Consider the following 16,352-nt stretch of genomic DNA (forward strand, 5'->3'; position numbering starts at 1 on the left):
GGTCCCGCCACCGCCCGTGAACTTGTCGGTCAGGCCTGGCTCAGCTCTGCTTGCATGCGCGCGGAGTCCTTGCCGACAGTGCGGGTAGCCAGGTAGATGAATACCGCGGTGAGTGCCAACATGATCGGCACGAGATACATGGCCGAGTTCAACCCGTCGCCGGCGTACTGAGCCAACTTCCCGGTACCGGCATCTGCAAGTGCACGCTTGGCGAACCAGTCCGAGATCGCTCCAACGGCAACCGGTCCGGAGAATCCGCCGAGAAGGTACATGGCAGCGAAGAACAGCGCCGTCGCAGTGCCGCGGAGCCTGGGAACCACGACGTCGTGAATGGCAGGGTAGACGCTGATGTAGAAGCCGTAGGCCAGAAGCCACCCGGCCGAGAACAAGAGCGTGAACATCACGACGTTTCCGCCGTGTTGCAACAGTGCCAGCGCCGTCAAAGGTGCCGCCAATGCCGAGGTTCCGACACCGATCATCAACCGTGCGCGCGGTGAGCGTGCGCTGGCCTTGTCAGCGTAGCGAGCGCCGAGAAGCAATCCGATCAGGCCCGTGATTCCGACGATGATGCCGGTGACCGATGCCGCCGCAGTCAGTTTCAGGTGGTACTGGCGCATGAGCAGTGGGACGACAAACGAATTCACTGCGTAGGCGGCGAAGTTGAACGTCAGCCCGGCAAGGATGAGCCAACGAAGCGTGGGAATTGCGAGCAGACGACGGATCGGGCGGGTGATCGGTGCCTCTGAAACAGCGGCTGCGCGGGCCTCCGGACTTTCGGAACCACCACGAACCGGATCTGCCATGCGGTAGAGCACGACTGCCAGCAGGACACCGGGAATCGCCGCGAGGAAGAACGGTGCACGCCAGCTGTCGAATGCCTCGGCGATCTTGCCGACGGTGAAGTAGGCGAGCATGAGGCCAATTGGCAAACCGAGCATGAAGACACCAAGTGCGCGTGAGCGTCGTTCCGCCGGGTAGATATCGCCGATCATCGAGTTTGCTGCGGGTGTGAAGGTTGCTTCGCCCACACCGACGCCGAGACGCGCGAGGATGAACAGCACGTAGCTGCCGGCGGCACCGGTTGCTGCCGTCAGTCCGCTCCACACCAGGAGTCCGATCCCGATGATCTTGGGACGGTTCTTCGTGTCGGCCAACCGGCCCAGAGGCAGTCCTGCGACTGCGTAGACGAGGGTGAATGCAGAGGTGATCAATCCCAATTGCAAGTCACTGAGCGAAAACTCGTTCTTGATCGGCTCGGCAACGACCGAGGGGATCGCCCGGTCGAAGAAGTTGAGCATGTTCGCGAGAAACAGGGCGACGAGTGTGCCGCCGAGAAGTTTGTCACGTGTTCCGACAGGGGCGCCGTCGACGGACGGCAGCGGCGGAGCGTCTCGTTGAATTGACATGATTGTTCCACCCTTTTCGCGAGTGCTGAATGAATTGTGCTGGGGGAGAAGCTCAGGACAGAGCGTCGGCGACCGTTTTCCCGATCGCCTGCATCCCGGCCGCAGTGGGATGCAGTGGAACCGCCGGCTGGGTAGGGACGATTCCCGTGTAGTAAGCAGTGGCAGGGTCCGTGCAGATGTCATGCCCGGCAGTGGTTTCGGTGATGTCGATGTACTCGACGCCGTGACGGGCCGCAGTTGCTGCCATGACCGTGTTGCCGTAGTCGATCACACTCTGGAGATAGTCGGCGTCGCGCGGCCAGAACGGCTGAGTGCCGGGGCAGCCGCCACCACGGATGTATGTTCCGTATCCGACCACGACGATGCGCGCCGAAGGTGCTCGATCCTGCGCGACTTCGATCATGGAACTCCAACCTGTGGACGCATTTTCGATCATTTGTCGCTGTTGATCGACGCCACCGGAGGTGAACTTGTCACGGCAGGACGTTCCGGCGGGTTCGGGGAGTGGATTGACGCAACTCAGAACTGTCGGGAACAACGAGATGTCGTTGGCACCGATGGTGATGGTGACGAGGTCGGTATCAGGCCCCAATGCTGTTGCCTGCGGTGATACTTGACCGGAGAACGTCGATTGTGCGGTGTCCGTGACGTTGGCGGATCGCGCCGACGAGCAGGTCATATCCGTGAGTTGAGCGCCGAGTTCTCGCGCCACCACGGACGGGTAGTTGTCGAGTGATCGTAGACAGCCCGGTGACGACGAGTCCTGCGCGGTGACCAGTGGGCCGGCCGCCGCGGAATCGCCGAGTGCGACGTACTGGATAGTGCTGACCGGTGTCTCGGCACTCGACACACCGGTCCCGAGAGCCGCGATCGAACCGGCAGCCACGACGCCTGCCAGAATGGCTGCGCTGCGCGTTTTCCACGTCACTCGAGGCTCCTCTTGGTCGAAGGTGGGACTTCCAGTTACGCCGCTGATTGTGAATTCGTGAGTGGCGTGGGTTACATAGTGATAGGAAAAAGGCAGGTCGGCCTTGTGGTGGCAATTCAATTCTGTGGAGGGTTTTGTGTCAGGAAACAAAAATCTGCCGTTCGAGCCGATCCTGGTTGGTGGCAGATCTCTGGCCGACCGACTGGCGCAACGCACCCATCCACTGGTCATTGAGACAGTCGATCTGGTCCACCGCGACGTCACCTTCTACCGGTTGCTCCCTGACGAGGCATTGCGTAACGACGTCACCACCATCGTGAGGCGCAATCTGGAACTGTTCATTTCGATGCTGCGGACCGGCGCCGATCTGACGCCCGAGTTGCTCGCCGACATCAGCGAATCGGCTCGCCAACGGGCTCAGGAATTGGTTCCACTCGGTGAGGTGCTGCGGGCATATCACCTGGCAGCCGGGCTGTGGTGGGAGACCATCAGCGAATGGGCGGTCCCGGAAGACGGTGTCGCACTTGCCCGCACCGGACGACTCCTGAATGCATACACCGCGGCCTCCGCGTCGGCGGTTCTTGCCGGCTACGGTTCCGACCATGCCACCCAGACGGACGAGGATTCTGCGCGAAGGTCATTGTTCGTAGCACTTTCGACGGGTGTCGATGTTGATCGGGTCTCCGACGATGTGGGCATCAGGTTGGCGCGCCTGTACTGGGTGGTGGCGCTGCACGTCGAACGGAATGACGACGAGTCCTCGACCGAGGTGGACACTGCCGTCGCCGAGCGGAGAAAGGTGCGCCACCTGCAACGAGAGCTCGATCAGGTGGGGCGTGACAAAGCGCTCGGGGTGCTCGGGAGCAGTGGCGGAGCCGTACTGATTCCTATTGTGGAATCGGAACCCGCTGAGGGGAACTGGGCGTCGAGTCCGCAATATCTTTCATTGTGTCGACGATTGGGTGATCTCGAGAAGGTCATCGGTGCATCGACGGTTGCCGCCGTACATGTCGCGGCACCGCCCGCAATTCCCGCAGCGGTGTCGCAGGCGCGCGAGGTGCTGAACGTTGCCCGAAAGTACGGCCGTACAAGTGGGGTCGTGCGTCTCGAGGATCTTGCAGTCGAGTATCAACTGACCCGCCCGAGCGCTGCGCTGCCGATCCTCGCAGATGTGTTGTCGCCGTTGGAGTCCGATCCTGCCGTGCTCGAGACGCTCGAATCTTTCATCGACTCCGGATTCGATCGAGCTACCACCGCTCGGCAGTTGCACGTACACCCGAACACGGTCGTGTACCGCCTGCGTAAAGCGAGTTCCCTGACGGGACTTGACCTGTCGTCACCGAAAGATCTTGTACAGGTCACCATGGCGCTGGGAGCGCGTCGCGCGCTCGGAATGGAGGCGGACTCTTCCCAAACGTGATGCGTCTGTGGTTCTCTGTGAACGTGTCTGATTCTCGGATTGGCAATCCGGCCGGGAGACATGGCCAGACTGGGTCAGCTGATGGTGCAACGAGGCGCGTGGCGTGATCAGACGTTGATCGGCTCCGCCTACCTCGACGAGTTGTCCGCGCCCTCTCCGTCCAATGGGGGGTACGGCTTCTTGACCTGGGTGAACGCGGGCGAGGACTTCTACTCCGTGAATGCGCCGGTGAGCAAGTATGTTTCGCATCCGGTGTGGCAGAACGCGCCTCGGGATCTCTATCTCCAGGAGTTCTTGCGGCTTGTCGTCGCTTCGATCGTGGACGTTCCACCGCCGCCGTACGTCGAGCCTCCCGTGCATGGGTCGGGTGGTCCGCTCATCGACGATCCGTCACAGCTCGTCGGCTTCGCGAACCCCGAATTGATCTTCGACACGATGGTCGGGACGGGGCGAGCAGGAACACCCGGATGCAACATCGTGATCTGCAACAACGAATTGTTGCCGTTCAGTGTCGCCGGCCTGCTCGGGGATGCTGCAGCTCAGATCGGTAACGCGGCAGGCGCGTCGATTCGAGATGCTGGTAGATGACGGTTTCGAACCCGAATTGTTGCCCAATATTTATGTTTAATCTGTGTGACGGTCAGTGAACAGTAAATTTGAGTCAAATGATGCAATCGCGACGAAATGTTCGTTACCGTGGGCTGGACAATCGACAATCTGGGGGTTCGGCTACATGGCAAATGTTCGTAGGTCTCTGACGAAGGGATTGATTGCTGCTTCGGTAATCGCCGCAGCCGGAGTGGGATTGTCGCCGGCGACAGCGAGTGCCGACATCACTCCGACGACGGTCGTCAACGGCATCCTGTCGACGGTGGGCGGCTGCCAAACACCGGTGCGGTCTCTCATTCTTGCGTGCACGAGTGCTGAGACGCTGACACGCCAGTCGCCCGTGCTGCTCGACCTCAACCCCGTGGGCACGAACATCGTCGTCTTGGGTGCCGGCCTCTTCGACGACGGCACGATGCGTCCGATGTTGGTCGACCGGCTTCAGGCGGCGCTCCAGCTGGCCCGTCAGTCCCCGCAGTCTCCGATCATCACAAGCGGTGGGGCTCCGAAGGCCGGAGTAACGGAAGCCAGGGCGATGCGCGAATGGCTCGTTGCCAACGGCGTCAACCCGGGCCGGATCACCGAAGAGGGAACTTCGTGGTCGACAGTCGAGAATGCGATCAACTCTGCGCGGATTCTCGCCGATCGAGGCGCGACCGGCGTGGTTGTGGTCTCGAGCGCCAATCACGTGGAGCGCGCGATGGTGGACTTCCGCGTTGCAGTTCTCGGCCGGATCCCGGTCGCAGGTGTAATCGCTGCGACCTGACGTCAGTGATTGTGGGAGTTGGACTTTCGCCAGTTCAACGGCGAGGCGTCGAATCGTCGACGGAAGGCGCGGCTGAACGCGGCATCGGATTCGTAGCCGACAGTTATCGCAATGGTTCCGACCGGCTCGGTGGTTTGCACGAGTAGTTCGGCGGCACGGTCGAGTCGGCGCTCGGTGATGTAAGCGCCGGGCGTCTGGCCGACCAGTCGCGAGAAGCGCTCCGCAAAAGACGATCTCGACAGGGTGGACAGCGTCGCCAGTTCGTCGATGGTCCAGTTGCGTGACGGGTCGTTGTGGACGGCCTCGAGGGCCTGCCCGATTCGTGGATCCATTGCTGCGGTCAACCATCCGCCGTTCGATCCGTCCGCTCGAGCCCACGCTCTGAGGATCTGGACGAAGAGAAGGTCGAGAATCCGGGAAACCATCACGGAGGAACCAGGTTTCGGATCGTCCACCTCGGCGCCCAACAGTCGGCTGCTCACATCGAGCCACTCGACCGGGGTCCCTTGTGTCGCGCGCAGTTCGACGAAGTCCGGCAGAACGGACAGCAGTCGCTGCGCTGCGACGTCGTCGAGTGTGAAAGTACCGAAAAGCCAACATGTTTCGTTTTTCGGGTGCATCGGCATCGCATTCTCGATCGTATGAGCATGCCCATGGGGTAACAGTACGAGTTCCCCGGGGCCGAGTTCGATCGGGGCTTTGCCCTGCGTTCTGATCACGATGTCACCGTGCTCGGCAATGTGAAGTGCTCGCACCCCAGTGGGTACCTCCACGGTGAAGTTCTCGCCGTGGACGCAGCGATGAATCTGATCACCGCGAAGGTGGACGACTTCGAGAACGTGCGAGAGGGTGTCCCGGGTTCGAGTCTCGTCGGTGGTGGGTACGTACCGCTGTGATGATGTTGTCCTCATGGATCGATCACTCCGATGGTCTCGAGCATTCGGCGTTTCTGCACAAAAACTTGGCAATCTGGTCATGGTTATTGATCCAGGATCCCCTTAACGTGGGTAACAGGCAAGGTCTGGGTTTCGAAGGCTTGCCGATCGTCGGAGTATTCGTCGCACTGCGTATCTGGAGGAGTTGGTCATGGCAGAGAAGGTAAACATCGTTCTGGTGCATGGAGCCTGGGGAGACGGTTCTCATTGGCGTCACGTCATACCCACCCTGCACAACGCCGGGCATCGAGTGGTTGCGGTCCAGAATCCACTTACTTCGCTCGCCGACGACGTGGACCGGACCAGGAAGTTGGCCGAATCGATGGACGGCCCGACCCTGCTGGTCGGACACTCGTACGGCGGCGCGGTGATCACAGGCGCGGGTCATGCGGAAAACGTTGTGGGACTGGTATATATCGCTGCCTTTGCGCCGGACGAGGGTGACAGCCTGGGAAGTATCTTCGCCCGCACGGATCAGCCGGCGGGCGCGGCGAACATCGCGCCGGACGCCGAGGGCTTCTTGTGGATCGCCCCGGACAAGTTTCAGGAGAGTTTCAGTCAGGATCTCGACGACACCGAAGCATTGGTCATGGCGCTGACGCAGAAACCCATTGCGGGTCAGTGCTTCTCGGACCCGTCAGGGCCGCCGGCATGGCGTGGGAAGCCCAGTTGGTATCAGGTTTCAGGGCAGGACCGAATGATTCCGCCGGAAACCGAGCGATGGATGGCAGAGCGTATCGGTGCCCGCGAGATCGAGGAACTCGACGCAGGCCATGCATCCTTGGCGTCCCACCCGCACGAGGTCACCCAGTTGATTCTGCGTGCTGCTGCAGAATTGTCGTGACGGCGTAAATCGTCCGGCTGTTCGAGTGGGCTGCCCATCACGATTACTTTGTCGTCAGTCCTCGGAACTGCCCAGTCGGTGAAGCAGCGCTGTCAGCGTGGTGATGTCGTCCGTATCCCATTTCGCGAGTCGGGCGCGCCAGCGATCTATCTGGTGATTGCGGATGGTCGTGAGCTTCGTTCGCGCCTCAGGGGTCAGAGCTACCAACTTGGCGCGAGCGTCGTCGGGATCGGGGATTCGTTCCACCAGACCGAGTCGAGCTGCGGCGTCGATTTGCCGGGTCAAGGTGGACTTCTCGATATCGAGGGTGCAGATCAGGTCGGACATCCGCACCGCATCCGAACGGTTCAGGATGACCAGAACCGGGTAGAGCGCCGGATCGAGTTTGGGATGAATTGCGCGCGCATAGGTGCGCGCCTGGGCGCGTCCTCGTTGCCACATGTCGGCAAGTTCCATCTCCAGGCCCGTGATCGGATCTGAAACCACTGTCGTTTCCCCTTTGGTGCGATTCGTTCGGTGTTCATCAAACCAGAAGGGGGGCCGAAGTGATTTGGGTGAAGTCACGCTGAGCGAAAGGTACGTTCGGCGTACTGAAGGCGCCGGGCGTACCTTTCGCTCGCAAGGTGGGTGGGTCAAGCCACCGCATACGCCCGCACACACGTGTTCAGGTCGCGGGTGAGATCGGCCGCGGTACTGGTCGGAGAACCGAATTTCACGACGGACCCGTCGCTCCCGTGGAACAACAGCGTCGGAAACGAAGTGGCGCCGAGCCTGCGTGCTCGGACGAAATCAGCGCGGGCGGCATCCTTCGAGGCGGCGGTGAACAGGGAAGACACCGCGGCAGATGGGTCGAGTTGGAGGGATTCCGCGATGGATCGGTACGTCTCAGGATCGGAAAGGCTGCGACCGTCTCGGTAGAACGCGATCTGCATGGCCTCCGCGATGTCGAGGGCGCGTGTCGGATCTTGCGCGCGCAGTGCGGCGAGTCCGATCGCTGCATCCGTCGAATCCATGACGAACCGCCCATCAGTCACCAGTTGTGAATATCCGTCACCGAAGACAGCGCCGGTCTGGGCGGCGATGGTGGCGTTGGCTGATTTCAGGTACGGAGCCGAAGACATGGGCGCGACGCGCTCACCGGTGAACAGTCCGCCGCTGACCACGGACAAGTCGATGGAATCGGCATTTTGACGGACGAACTCCGTCAACGCAGGGCCGAAGCCGAAACACCACCCGCAATAGGCGTCGAAGACGTAGGTGAGTTGCGTCTTGCCTGCTGTTTCCGAGCGTGATGTCTGCACTGGAAGATTCCTATCCGAGCGTGAACTGATTGATACCCTGACGATATGTCGCATTCGGGTATTCGGTCACGGTGAAGATGAGTCCCGAACTAGTGAAAAACAGACAAGTACCCGTCCGGGACGTCGGGTACGCATCTTCGGTGGCTGACGCGACCGAGATCGAAGTACTCAGCCTGGACACCATTCGCATCAACGGGGGAAGCGCAGAGTTCGTCGGCCCCCAACGTCCGCAGTTTCACTTGCTCGCGCTGGTGACCGAGGGCTCGGCGTTACACACCATCGACTTCGTGAACTACGCGGTGAGCCCGGGGACCGTGTTCTGGGTCAGACCGGGGCAGGTGCAACAGTGGGGGCGAATCCAGGATTTCGAGGCGACGGTTGTTCTGTTCACGCCCTCGTCGCTCGATGCCGTCAGTCAGCAGTTGTTGGACGGGAACGCTCGCAGTCGGCAGGCAGCGTGGCAGTTGTCCGGCGAGAACCTCGAGACCATCAGCACGGGTATGAAACACCTGAACCTGAACTACGGCTGCCCGGATACTTCCGCGCCGGTCGTTCGCGCGGCCATTCTGCGGCACACGCTGACAGCAATTCTGTTGAAACTGACCCATCTCGGTGGACAGGAACAGAGTTCCGTGCTGGCGCACAATGACGTGTTCGAAAGGTTTCATGCCGTTGTCGAACGTGACTTCGCCACGGTCCGTTCGGTTTCGGAGTACGCCAACAAGATCGGGTACTCCGAGAAGACTGTGCTGCGGGCCACCCGAGCCGCTGCCGGGATGACGGCAAAGCAGTACATCGATCAGCGTGTGGTTCTCGAAGCGAAACGTCTGCTGTCTTTCGGCACGGACACGGTCACCCAGGTGGCGTCGAAGTTGGGGTTCGACGATTCTGCGAACTTCACGAAGTTCTTCGCCACCCGGGTGGGTGTTTCTCCGCTGACCTTTCGTCAGGACGTCAGAGCGCGCTGAATGCCGCCCATCGCGCGTCGGCGCTGTCGAGGGTTCCGATACTGTTCTGCCCCTTGCCATGTGCGATGCCGTCCAGATCCTGGATGATCCAGTAGATGGCAAAAGGATGGCTGCCGAACCAGAGATCACCGCTGACGTCCAGAGCGTGCGCCGGATCGGGTGTCAGGTTGTCGAACAGTGGAGTGTTTCGCACGATGGATGCGTCGTACTGCTGCCCGGAAAGTACGGCGACGGTCTGCGCCGCATGCTCGGGTAGGAGTTCCGGTGAGACGGGCGAAATCGTGCCGGTGTCTTGATTGTTGGTCGCGTTGATTTCCGATGCCGGCCTGGTGAATCCGGCCTCGGTGACCAGTGTGGAGATGGGAGTGGTCGGTGGCACGGTGAACAGGTTTCCGCTGTAGCCGAGAAGGATCGCAAGGCTCTGGCCGGCAGCCGCGGACTTGACGTCTTCGAGACCGGATTCCAGCTTTCCGATCATGGCGGTTGCTTCACTGCCTCGATCGAGCTGTGCCCCAGCTTGTTCGAGCACGTCACGCCACGGCGCCGAGTACGGGAGGACCAAGGTTGGCGCCACGGCGTTGATCTGAGCGAACAGGCTCGGTAATGGACCGGCATTGCTCATCAAGATTTCATCGGGTTCGACGGACGCGATCTCCTCGACGGCGGGGTTGGCGAAGAAGGTTGGCTTGTCGAGAACTTCGACGCCCTGCTCGCGCAGGATCGACTTGGCGACGTCCGATCGCAGGGTGCTGTAGACGACGGTGGGCTTCACGCCGAGTGCGAGTGCACTCAACCCCGCGTACTCGTCGAGCGCGAGAATGCGCTGCGGTGAGGCCGGAACTTCGACGGTGCCGAGTTCGTGGGTGACGGAGCGAGTTGCAGAGGCGGTGTCGGACTCGGCGGAGCTGCTGCACGCGCTTGCGCCGGCGACGGTCAGGAGAAGCGCCGAGACGATGCCGAATGCGGTTCGGGTGGTGAACATCTGAGGTCAACGATCCATTCGTGGGAAGAAGAAGGACAGGAGGGTACCGGCCAGCAGTAGGCCGGAGCAGACGAAGAGGGCTTGGGAGTATCCGGAAACCAGTGCTTCGGTCGGCGCGCTGTCCGAACGTGCCGTCGAGGAAGCGGCGACGCTCACGAGAACGGCTAGTCCGAGTGAACCGCCGATCTGACGCGATGTACTCAGTAGCCCGGATGCCATGCCGACTTCTTCGGGGGGAGCGTCGGCGGTGGCGACGTTACTGAGCGGCATGAACGACAGACCGATGCCGATGCTCGCCAGAAGCGAAGGCACCAGGATGACGGCCCAGAAGGGACTGTCGAGGTTCATGGTCGAAAACATGAAAGTTCCGATTGCGGCGACTGCTGTCCCGACTACGAGCAGCGGTCGAACTCCGTAGCGCGGAAGGAGTTTGGTGGACGCGAGGATGCCGATCACCAGGCCGAAGCAGAAGGGCAGGAAAGCCAGACCGGTGGTGGTCGGTGAATAGCCCAGCCCGCGTTGCAGGAAGAGTGAGACGAAGAAGAACGCGCTGAACTGTGCCGCGCACACCAGGCACATGATGGCGTTGGCCAGTCCGATTCGGGGTCGAAGCAGGGTGGACAGTCGTACCAGTGGTGTGGCGCAGTGGCTTTCGACCACAACGAAAGCAGTGAGCAGCGCGATCGTGAGCGCGAATCCACCCAGCACGTAACCTGAAGTCCAGGAATGTGATTCCGTGGCGATCACTGTGCCGACAAGGGCGGTGATTCCGGCCGTCGCCAAGATGGCTCCGGGGAGATCGAGAGAGCCGCCTCTGGCGGCTTGGCCGGCCGGCAGGCCGCGGGCACCGGCAACTGCGGCGATCAGGGCCACTGGTGCGCCGGCGAACATCACCCATCGCCAACTGAGCCCTTCGGTCAAAATGCCGCTCAGGACGACACCGAGTGCGCCGCCCAGTGCTGACGACATTGCGCCGATGCCGAATGCCTTGGCCCTGGCGCGTCCGGTGGGAAAGGCCTGACTGAGGGCGGCGAGCCCGGCCGGCGCGATCAGTGCAGCGCCGACGCCTTGAAGCGCCCGAGCTCCGACAAGCATTTCGGCGGACACGGAGAAGGTGCCGACGATGCTGACGAGGGCGAACAGCAGAAGCCCGGAAACCAGAACTCGACGAGTGCCCATCACGTCGCACAGACGACCGCCGAGAAGCAGCAGTCCGCCGAAGGCGAGGGCGTACGCGTTGACGACCCAGGACAACCCGGCGTCGGAAAAGTTCAGCGATTCCTGGATGTCGGGCAGCGCGACGTTGATGACCGACATGTCGAAGGCCACCAGGAACTGCGCTGCCGCGGCGGCTGTGAGGACCAGAGCCGGTGCGGCTACCGCTCGAGTTGTTGTTGTCATTGCAGGTACCTAATTTGTATACGCGTTCTCATAAGTAGTTAGGTTTACCTTGCTGGCGACTGAGATGCAAGGGGTTCCCCGGGCGAGAGCGTCGTAGCAGGGGCGCGCACAATCGACGGATGGCCGAAAAGATGGAACCGAGATCACCGCGGCTCGGACGTCCCCCGACGATCACGTCGGAGCAGATAGTCGACGAGGCGAAACGGCAGCTTCAGACCGGCGGCGCCGACGCGTTGAGCATGCGAGCGTTGGCGAAGTCGCTCGGCACCACGCCGATGGCGCTGTACCGGCACGTGGGCGACAAGGAACAGCTGATCAGCGCGGTGCTCGATGTGTACTCACAAGATCTCGGCGCGCTGGTCCTGCCGCAGGATCAGGTCGAACGGCTTCGCACGATCTTCACCGCGATCTTCGAAAAGCTGGCGTCGGAGCGCTGGATCATCGAGTTGCTTCAGCGCGGTGGCCGTGGTGGGAGCGGCGCTGTGGTCTTGGTCGATCGGGCGATGGCCGCGTGTGTCGAACTCGGTATGTCACCTCGTCGCGCACTGTTGATCTATCGAGCGCTGTGGAACTACACACTCGGCGCATTGCTCAACATCTACGACACCACTACGCGACCGGAAGGCAGCGTGTCACCTCTCGCGGTCAAGATCCGAGAAATCGGGCCCGAGAAACTGCCGGTGCTCAGTGAGGTGCTCGAGGACTGGCCGGGAGGGACGACGACTGAGAGCTACTTGGAAGGACTGGAAGTCTTGATCAGCGGATATATGAACTCCGACTGAGTGTGTTCACAGCAGCCCGTGCCGCGGTGGGATTGTCCCGGACAGTGTCCACCGGCCGATGTGCTGGACCTTCCACCTCGTCGGATCGTGCAGGGTGTGCGTGCGCGCGTCACGCCAGAACCGCGAGAGGTTCGCCGATTCGCCTGCGCTTCTGGTGCCACCGATCTCGAACAGCGTGCTCGTGGCCGCCAATGACGCCCTGGCACCGACCACTTTGGCAGTTGCAGCGTCGATGGATGCTCGGGCCGTGGAGTCCTCGGTGGGATCACGACGCGCCACGTCGATCGATCGCGCTGCTTCCGCCAAGAGGGATCTGGCAGCGCGAACCTCGATTGCCGCTTCGCCGGCGAGTTGAACGAGCAGTGGATCCTCCACCGCTGTATCGACTTTCGCCTCGAAGAAGGGACGCGCCTTTGCCGCGAGTTTCACGGATTCACGCAGTGCAGCCGACGCGATGCCGGTGTCGATCGCGGCGTGCAGGATCTGGGCCTGTGCTCCGTAGGTGGTCGGGTGAGTGAAGAGCGACGTGAAGGGTACGACATTGAACCGCGGCACCGAAACGGATTCCAGGGTCACAGTTCCGCTTGCAGTTGTCTTCTGTCCCATGCCGTCCCAGTCGTCGACGATCGACAGTCCGGGAGTATTCAGGGGTAGGTAGACCGCGGATTTCACCTGTGCGCCGGTCTCGGTGAATTGATCCGCATTGGCGGCACGCACCACGATCCAATCTGCGAAAAGCGCTCCGGTGCAATAGAATTTTCGACCTTCGAGCACAAAGTCTTCCCCGTCGGGGGTGAGAGTGGTGCCGTCGATGTCGATGGTCTTGTTGCCGCGCTCGCTCTGGGCGTTGGCGAACTGCTTACCCGACAATGCTTCGGCGTAGAAGAACTGCTTCTGCTCGTTAGACCCCTGGTACCGGAGCGCTTCCAGGAAAGTGAAGTGGCTGTGCGGAATCTGCGCGATGCTGGGATCGCCCTCGGCGAGTAGGCGGAAGACCTCGGCCAACGTCTCGGTGCTTGCGTCGATGCCACCGAACTCCTTCGGCACCGAGAGTCCGAGCAAGCCGGACCGCGCCAGGGTGCGAACCTCGTCGTGGGGAAGGAGGCGCTGCGCATCGCGGACTCCGGCACCTGCCGCGAACTCGTCGGACAGCTGTGACGCCACCGAGAGCGCCTCGTCCTCGCTGGTGATGCGGTGCGCGATCTCCTGAATGTCCACAGCAGTCATGCTGCCACCGTTTCACAGTCGCAGCACCCACCCAACACTTACAACCTGTGTGATCGCTACCCTGGAAACCACTGGGAACTGCATGTTTGCTGGGTTTCATGTCTACTGAACGTATCGCCGACGAGATCAAGTTCGCCTACTGGGTGCCCAATGTCAGTGGTGGTCTGGTCACCTCCGACATCGAGCAGCGGACCAGCTGGGACTACGAGTACAACAAGAAGCTGGCACAGACCGCCGAGAACAACGGCTTCGAGTACGCCCTGAGCCAGGTACGTTACGAGGCGAGCTACGGGGCCGAATTCCAGCACGAATCCACGAGCTTCAGCCTTGCGCTTCTCCTGGCCACCGAGAAGCTCAAGGTGATCGCCGCGGTGCATCCGGGACTCTGGCAGCCGGCCGTGTTGGCGAAACTGGGCGCTACCGCCGATCACTTGTCGAACGGTCGATTTGCCGTCAACGTCGTCAGTGGTTGGTTCAAGGACGAGTTCACACATCTAGGCGAGCCGTGGCTCGAGCACGACGAGCGTTATCGGCGTAGCGCCGAGTTCCTTCAGGTTCTTCGTAAGATCTGGACGGAGGACGCCGTCGATTTCCGTGGCGACTTCTACCGCATCCACGACTTCACGTTGAAGCCGAAGCCTCTCAACACTCCGGAGCGCCCCAATCCCGAACTGTTCCAAGGTGGTAACTCGGCGGCAGCCCGTGAGAACGCGGGCCGGTATTCGGATTGGTACTTCAGTAACGGCAAGGACTACGACGGCGTCACCGAACAGTTGGTCGACGTTCGCCGTGTTGCTCGTGAGAACGATCGGGAGGTCAAGTTCGGGCTCAACGGATTCATCATCGCCCGCGACACCGAGGCGGAAGCAAAGGACACACTGCGCGAGATCATCGCCAAGGCCAACCGCCCTGCGGTCGAGGGATTCAAGAATGCAGTCCAACAGGCCGGCGCGTCGACCGCGTCCAAGGACGGGATGTGGGCGGATTCGACGTTCGAGGACTTGGTTCAGTACAACGACGGTTTCCGCTCGCAACTGATCGGCACGCCGGAACAAATCGCGCATCGGATCGTCGAATATCGCCGTCGCGGTGTCGATCTGATTCTCGGCGGATTCCTGCATTTCCAGGAGGAGATCGAATACTTCGGGGCCAAGGTGCTTCCGCTGGTTCGTGAACTCGAAGCAGCCGACAGCGACGAGCAGGTGCTCGTCACCGCCGGCTGATCGCCTGATCTCTCAGGACTTCGCGTGGCGTTTCGCCAGCATCCAACGTGAGATCTTCATGTCCCTGGCTTTTCGCTCGATGGTCAGCAGGTCCAGCGGAGCGTTGAACTTCTGAACGGCCAGTGATTTCACACTGCTGAACTCACGCAGCCCATCGGCTCCGTGGATACGGCCGAATCCGGAATCGCCGACCCCGCCGAACGGCAGGGCGGCGATTCCGGCGAATCCGAGAACCGAATTGACCGTGACGACACCGCATTCGAGCTTTTCGGCAATCGCTCGGCCCTTCGACGAACTCTTGGTGAACACCGAGGCGCCCAAGCCGTACTTCGATGCATTGGCGCGCTCGATCCCCTCGTTCATGTCGGCGACCTTGTTCACCACGACGCTCGGGCCGAACGTCTCCTCGGTGATCGCCGTGGAATCCTCCGGAACATCCGTCAGGATGATCGGATCGATGAACGGACCGTTGAACGAATCAAGTCCGCCGAGTACAGCTTTCGCGCCGCGACTGAGAGCGTCTTCGATCTGGCCCCGGACTATCCCAGTCTGCTTTCCCAGCGTCATCGGCCCGTAGGTCGAGCTGTCGGTGGCGCCGGCGTGGGCGTCTCGTAGCGCGGCGGTGAGCTTGGACAGGAAGGCGTCGTACACGGGCGCTGCGACGTAGATTCGTTCGACGCCGGCACAGGTTTGTCCGCCGTTGCCCACTGCCCCGAATGCCGCGAAGCTCACGGCCGCATCGAGGTTGGCGTCGGAGTCCACCAGCATGGCGTCCTTGCCGCCGCATTCGGCGACCAGGGGGGTGAGGGTGTCCGCGCAGGCGGCCATTACGCGCTTTGCGGTAGCGGTCGAACCGGTGAATGCGATCTTGTCGACACCGGACGAACACAGAAGTGCACCGGTTTTTCCGTCACCGGTAATGGTCTGCAGGACAGGGTGTCCGGGTGCGGCGATGTTCCACAGCCGGGCCAATTCGACGCCGACGCCTGGTGAGAGTTCGCTCGGTTTGAAGACTACGGCGTTGCCGGCGGCCAGTGCGTAGCCGATCGACCCCATCGGTGTGTACAGCGGATAGTTCCAGGGGCCGATCACGCCGACGACGCCCATCGGCCGGTAGCCAACGGATGCAGACTGGTTGGCGCTGATCAGTCCTGCACCGACGCGTCTGCGGCGCAACACTTTCTGTGCGTTGCGTGCCGCCCAGTCGAGATGTTCGACGGCCAGCATGACTTCGAGTAGTGCGTCGTCGCTGGGTTTTCCGGTCTCGGCGGAAATGATCGCCGCCATCGATTCGGCGTGAGTGGCGATCGCGGCGCGGAAATTGCCGAGCACCTTCCGGCGGCCTTGGAATCCGAGTTGATCCCACCACTTCGACGCCGTGCGTGCTGCGGCGACCGCTTTCTCGATCTCCTGCTGGTCTGCAATGGGGTGCTGCGCGACCACGGAATCATTGCGAGGGTCGAGGCTCGCGAAAGTGTGATCGTCCGATCTCGGATCTGTCGACGTGGACGTGCTCTGGCGGCCGAGCTGTTCTGTCATGTTCTTCAGATCCTCCACATGTCG

The 16,352-nt window shown here is 61.6% G+C and carries 17 protein-coding genes; 8 read left to right on the forward strand and 9 right to left on the reverse strand.

The annotated features are described in order from the left end of the window. Positions 1 to 29: 29 nt before the first annotated feature. Complete coding sequence (locus QM609_RS02525; RefSeq protein WP_050656777.1) at positions 30 to 1,406, reverse strand: spinster family MFS transporter; 1,377 nt, start codon at positions 1,404 to 1,406, stop codon at positions 30 to 32. Between the two features lie 52 nt (positions 1,407 to 1,458). Then, positions 1,459 to 2,334, reverse strand: coding sequence for an SGNH/GDSL hydrolase family protein (locus tag QM609_RS02530; protein WP_042446375.1), 876 nt, complete (start codon positions 2,332 to 2,334; stop codon positions 1,459 to 1,461). A 136-nt stretch (positions 2,335 to 2,470) separates the two neighbouring features. On the opposite strand from QM609_RS02530, the gene QM609_RS02535 reads away from it, so the two are divergent. From QM609_RS02535 to QM609_RS02545, 3 genes are read left to right on the forward strand one after another with little or no spacing between them, the layout of a single operon-like run. Next, positions 2,471 to 3,754 carry a PucR family transcriptional regulator gene (locus QM609_RS02535; RefSeq protein ID WP_047269447.1) on the forward strand — a complete coding sequence of 428 codons (1,284 nt, stop codon included), beginning with the start codon at positions 2,471 to 2,473 and terminating at the stop codon, positions 3,752 to 3,754. Between the two features lie 60 nt (positions 3,755 to 3,814). Then, the gene (locus tag QM609_RS02540; protein ID WP_047269406.1) at positions 3,815 to 4,342 is read left to right on the forward strand and encodes a hypothetical protein; all 528 of its coding nucleotides are present in this window, start codon (positions 3,815 to 3,817) and stop codon (positions 4,340 to 4,342) included. 55 nt (positions 4,343 to 4,397) lie between these two features. Further along, positions 4,398 to 5,126: a YdcF family protein gene (locus QM609_RS02545; protein WP_502942708.1), complete on the forward strand. Its 729-nt coding sequence runs from the start codon at positions 4,398 to 4,400 to the stop codon at positions 5,124 to 5,126. 2 nt (positions 5,127 to 5,128) lie between these two features. Here the strand turns inward: QM609_RS02545 and QM609_RS02550 are convergent, their stop codons facing one another. Next, complete coding sequence (locus tag QM609_RS02550) at positions 5,129 to 5,932, reverse strand: AraC family transcriptional regulator (protein ID WP_228402304.1); 804 nt, start codon at positions 5,930 to 5,932, stop codon at positions 5,129 to 5,131. Between QM609_RS02550 and QM609_RS02555 the strand changes: the two genes are divergently transcribed. Then, on the forward strand, positions 5,855 to 6,022 hold the full coding sequence (locus QM609_RS02555; protein ID WP_225320434.1) for a hypothetical protein: 168 nt from the start codon (positions 5,855 to 5,857) through the stop codon (positions 6,020 to 6,022). The genes QM609_RS02550 and QM609_RS02555 overlap by 78 nt on opposite strands. A gap of 190 nt (positions 6,023 to 6,212) precedes the next feature. After that, on the forward strand, positions 6,213 to 6,905 hold the full coding sequence (locus QM609_RS02560; RefSeq protein ID WP_047269408.1) for an alpha/beta hydrolase: 693 nt from the start codon (positions 6,213 to 6,215) through the stop codon (positions 6,903 to 6,905). Positions 6,906 to 6,959: 54 nt separating this feature from the next. On the opposite strand, the gene QM609_RS02565 is transcribed toward QM609_RS02560, so the two are convergent. Both QM609_RS02565 and QM609_RS02570 read right to left on the reverse strand, forming a co-directional pair. Further along, positions 6,960 to 7,391, reverse strand: coding sequence for a MarR family winged helix-turn-helix transcriptional regulator (locus QM609_RS02565; protein WP_003942924.1), 432 nt, complete (start codon positions 7,389 to 7,391; stop codon positions 6,960 to 6,962). Between the two features lie 146 nt (positions 7,392 to 7,537). Further along, positions 7,538 to 8,206 carry a DsbA family protein gene (locus QM609_RS02570; RefSeq protein WP_007730785.1) on the reverse strand — a complete coding sequence of 223 codons (669 nt, stop codon included), beginning with the start codon at positions 8,204 to 8,206 and terminating at the stop codon, positions 7,538 to 7,540. A gap of 140 nt (positions 8,207 to 8,346) precedes the next feature. Here QM609_RS02570 and QM609_RS02575 point away from each other — a divergent pair, with 140 nt between their 5' ends. Further along, positions 8,347 to 9,174: a helix-turn-helix domain-containing protein gene (locus QM609_RS02575; RefSeq protein ID WP_030536057.1), complete on the forward strand. Its 828-nt coding sequence runs from the start codon at positions 8,347 to 8,349 to the stop codon at positions 9,172 to 9,174. Here the strand turns inward: QM609_RS02575 and QM609_RS02580 are convergent. Both QM609_RS02580 and QM609_RS02585 read right to left on the reverse strand, forming a co-directional pair. Continuing rightward, positions 9,161 to 10,156: an ABC transporter substrate-binding protein gene (locus tag QM609_RS02580; RefSeq protein WP_042446360.1), complete on the reverse strand. Its 996-nt coding sequence runs from the start codon at positions 10,154 to 10,156 to the stop codon at positions 9,161 to 9,163. The genes QM609_RS02575 and QM609_RS02580 overlap by 14 nt on opposite strands. 6 nt (positions 10,157 to 10,162) lie before the next feature. Continuing rightward, a complete protein-coding gene (locus QM609_RS02585; protein ID WP_076948618.1) occupies positions 10,163 to 11,557 on the reverse strand; it encodes an MFS transporter in 1,395 nt (464 codons plus the stop codon). Positions 11,558 to 11,676: 119 nt separating this feature from the next. Here QM609_RS02585 and QM609_RS02590 point away from each other — a divergent pair, with 119 nt between their 5' ends. Further along, the gene (locus tag QM609_RS02590; RefSeq protein ID WP_007730788.1) at positions 11,677 to 12,339 is read left to right on the forward strand and encodes a TetR/AcrR family transcriptional regulator; all 663 of its coding nucleotides are present in this window, start codon (positions 11,677 to 11,679) and stop codon (positions 12,337 to 12,339) included. 6 nt (positions 12,340 to 12,345) lie between these two features. Here the strand turns inward: QM609_RS02590 and QM609_RS02595 are convergent, their stop codons facing one another. Next, positions 12,346 to 13,566: an SfnB family sulfur acquisition oxidoreductase gene (locus tag QM609_RS02595; RefSeq protein WP_050656775.1), complete on the reverse strand. Its 1,221-nt coding sequence runs from the start codon at positions 13,564 to 13,566 to the stop codon at positions 12,346 to 12,348. 98 nt (positions 13,567 to 13,664) lie between these two features. On the opposite strand from QM609_RS02595, the gene sfnG reads away from it, so the two are divergent. Next, positions 13,665 to 14,789 (forward strand): dimethylsulfone monooxygenase SfnG, encoded by a 1,125-nt coding sequence (gene sfnG / locus QM609_RS02600; protein ID WP_050656774.1) that lies wholly within the window; start codon positions 13,665 to 13,667, stop codon positions 14,787 to 14,789. A gap of 12 nt (positions 14,790 to 14,801) precedes the next feature. Here the strand turns inward: sfnG and QM609_RS02605 are convergent, their stop codons facing one another. Next, entirely contained in the window at positions 14,802 to 16,328 is a 1,527-nt protein-coding gene (locus QM609_RS02605) for an aldehyde dehydrogenase family protein (RefSeq protein ID WP_050656790.1), read from the reverse strand. Positions 16,329 to 16,352: the final 24 nt, after the last annotated feature.

Source organism: Rhodococcus sp. IEGM 1302, from assembly GCF_030056935.1.
Taxonomy (GTDB): Bacteria; Actinomycetota; Actinomycetes; order Mycobacteriales; family Mycobacteriaceae; genus Rhodococcus_F; species Rhodococcus_F qingshengii.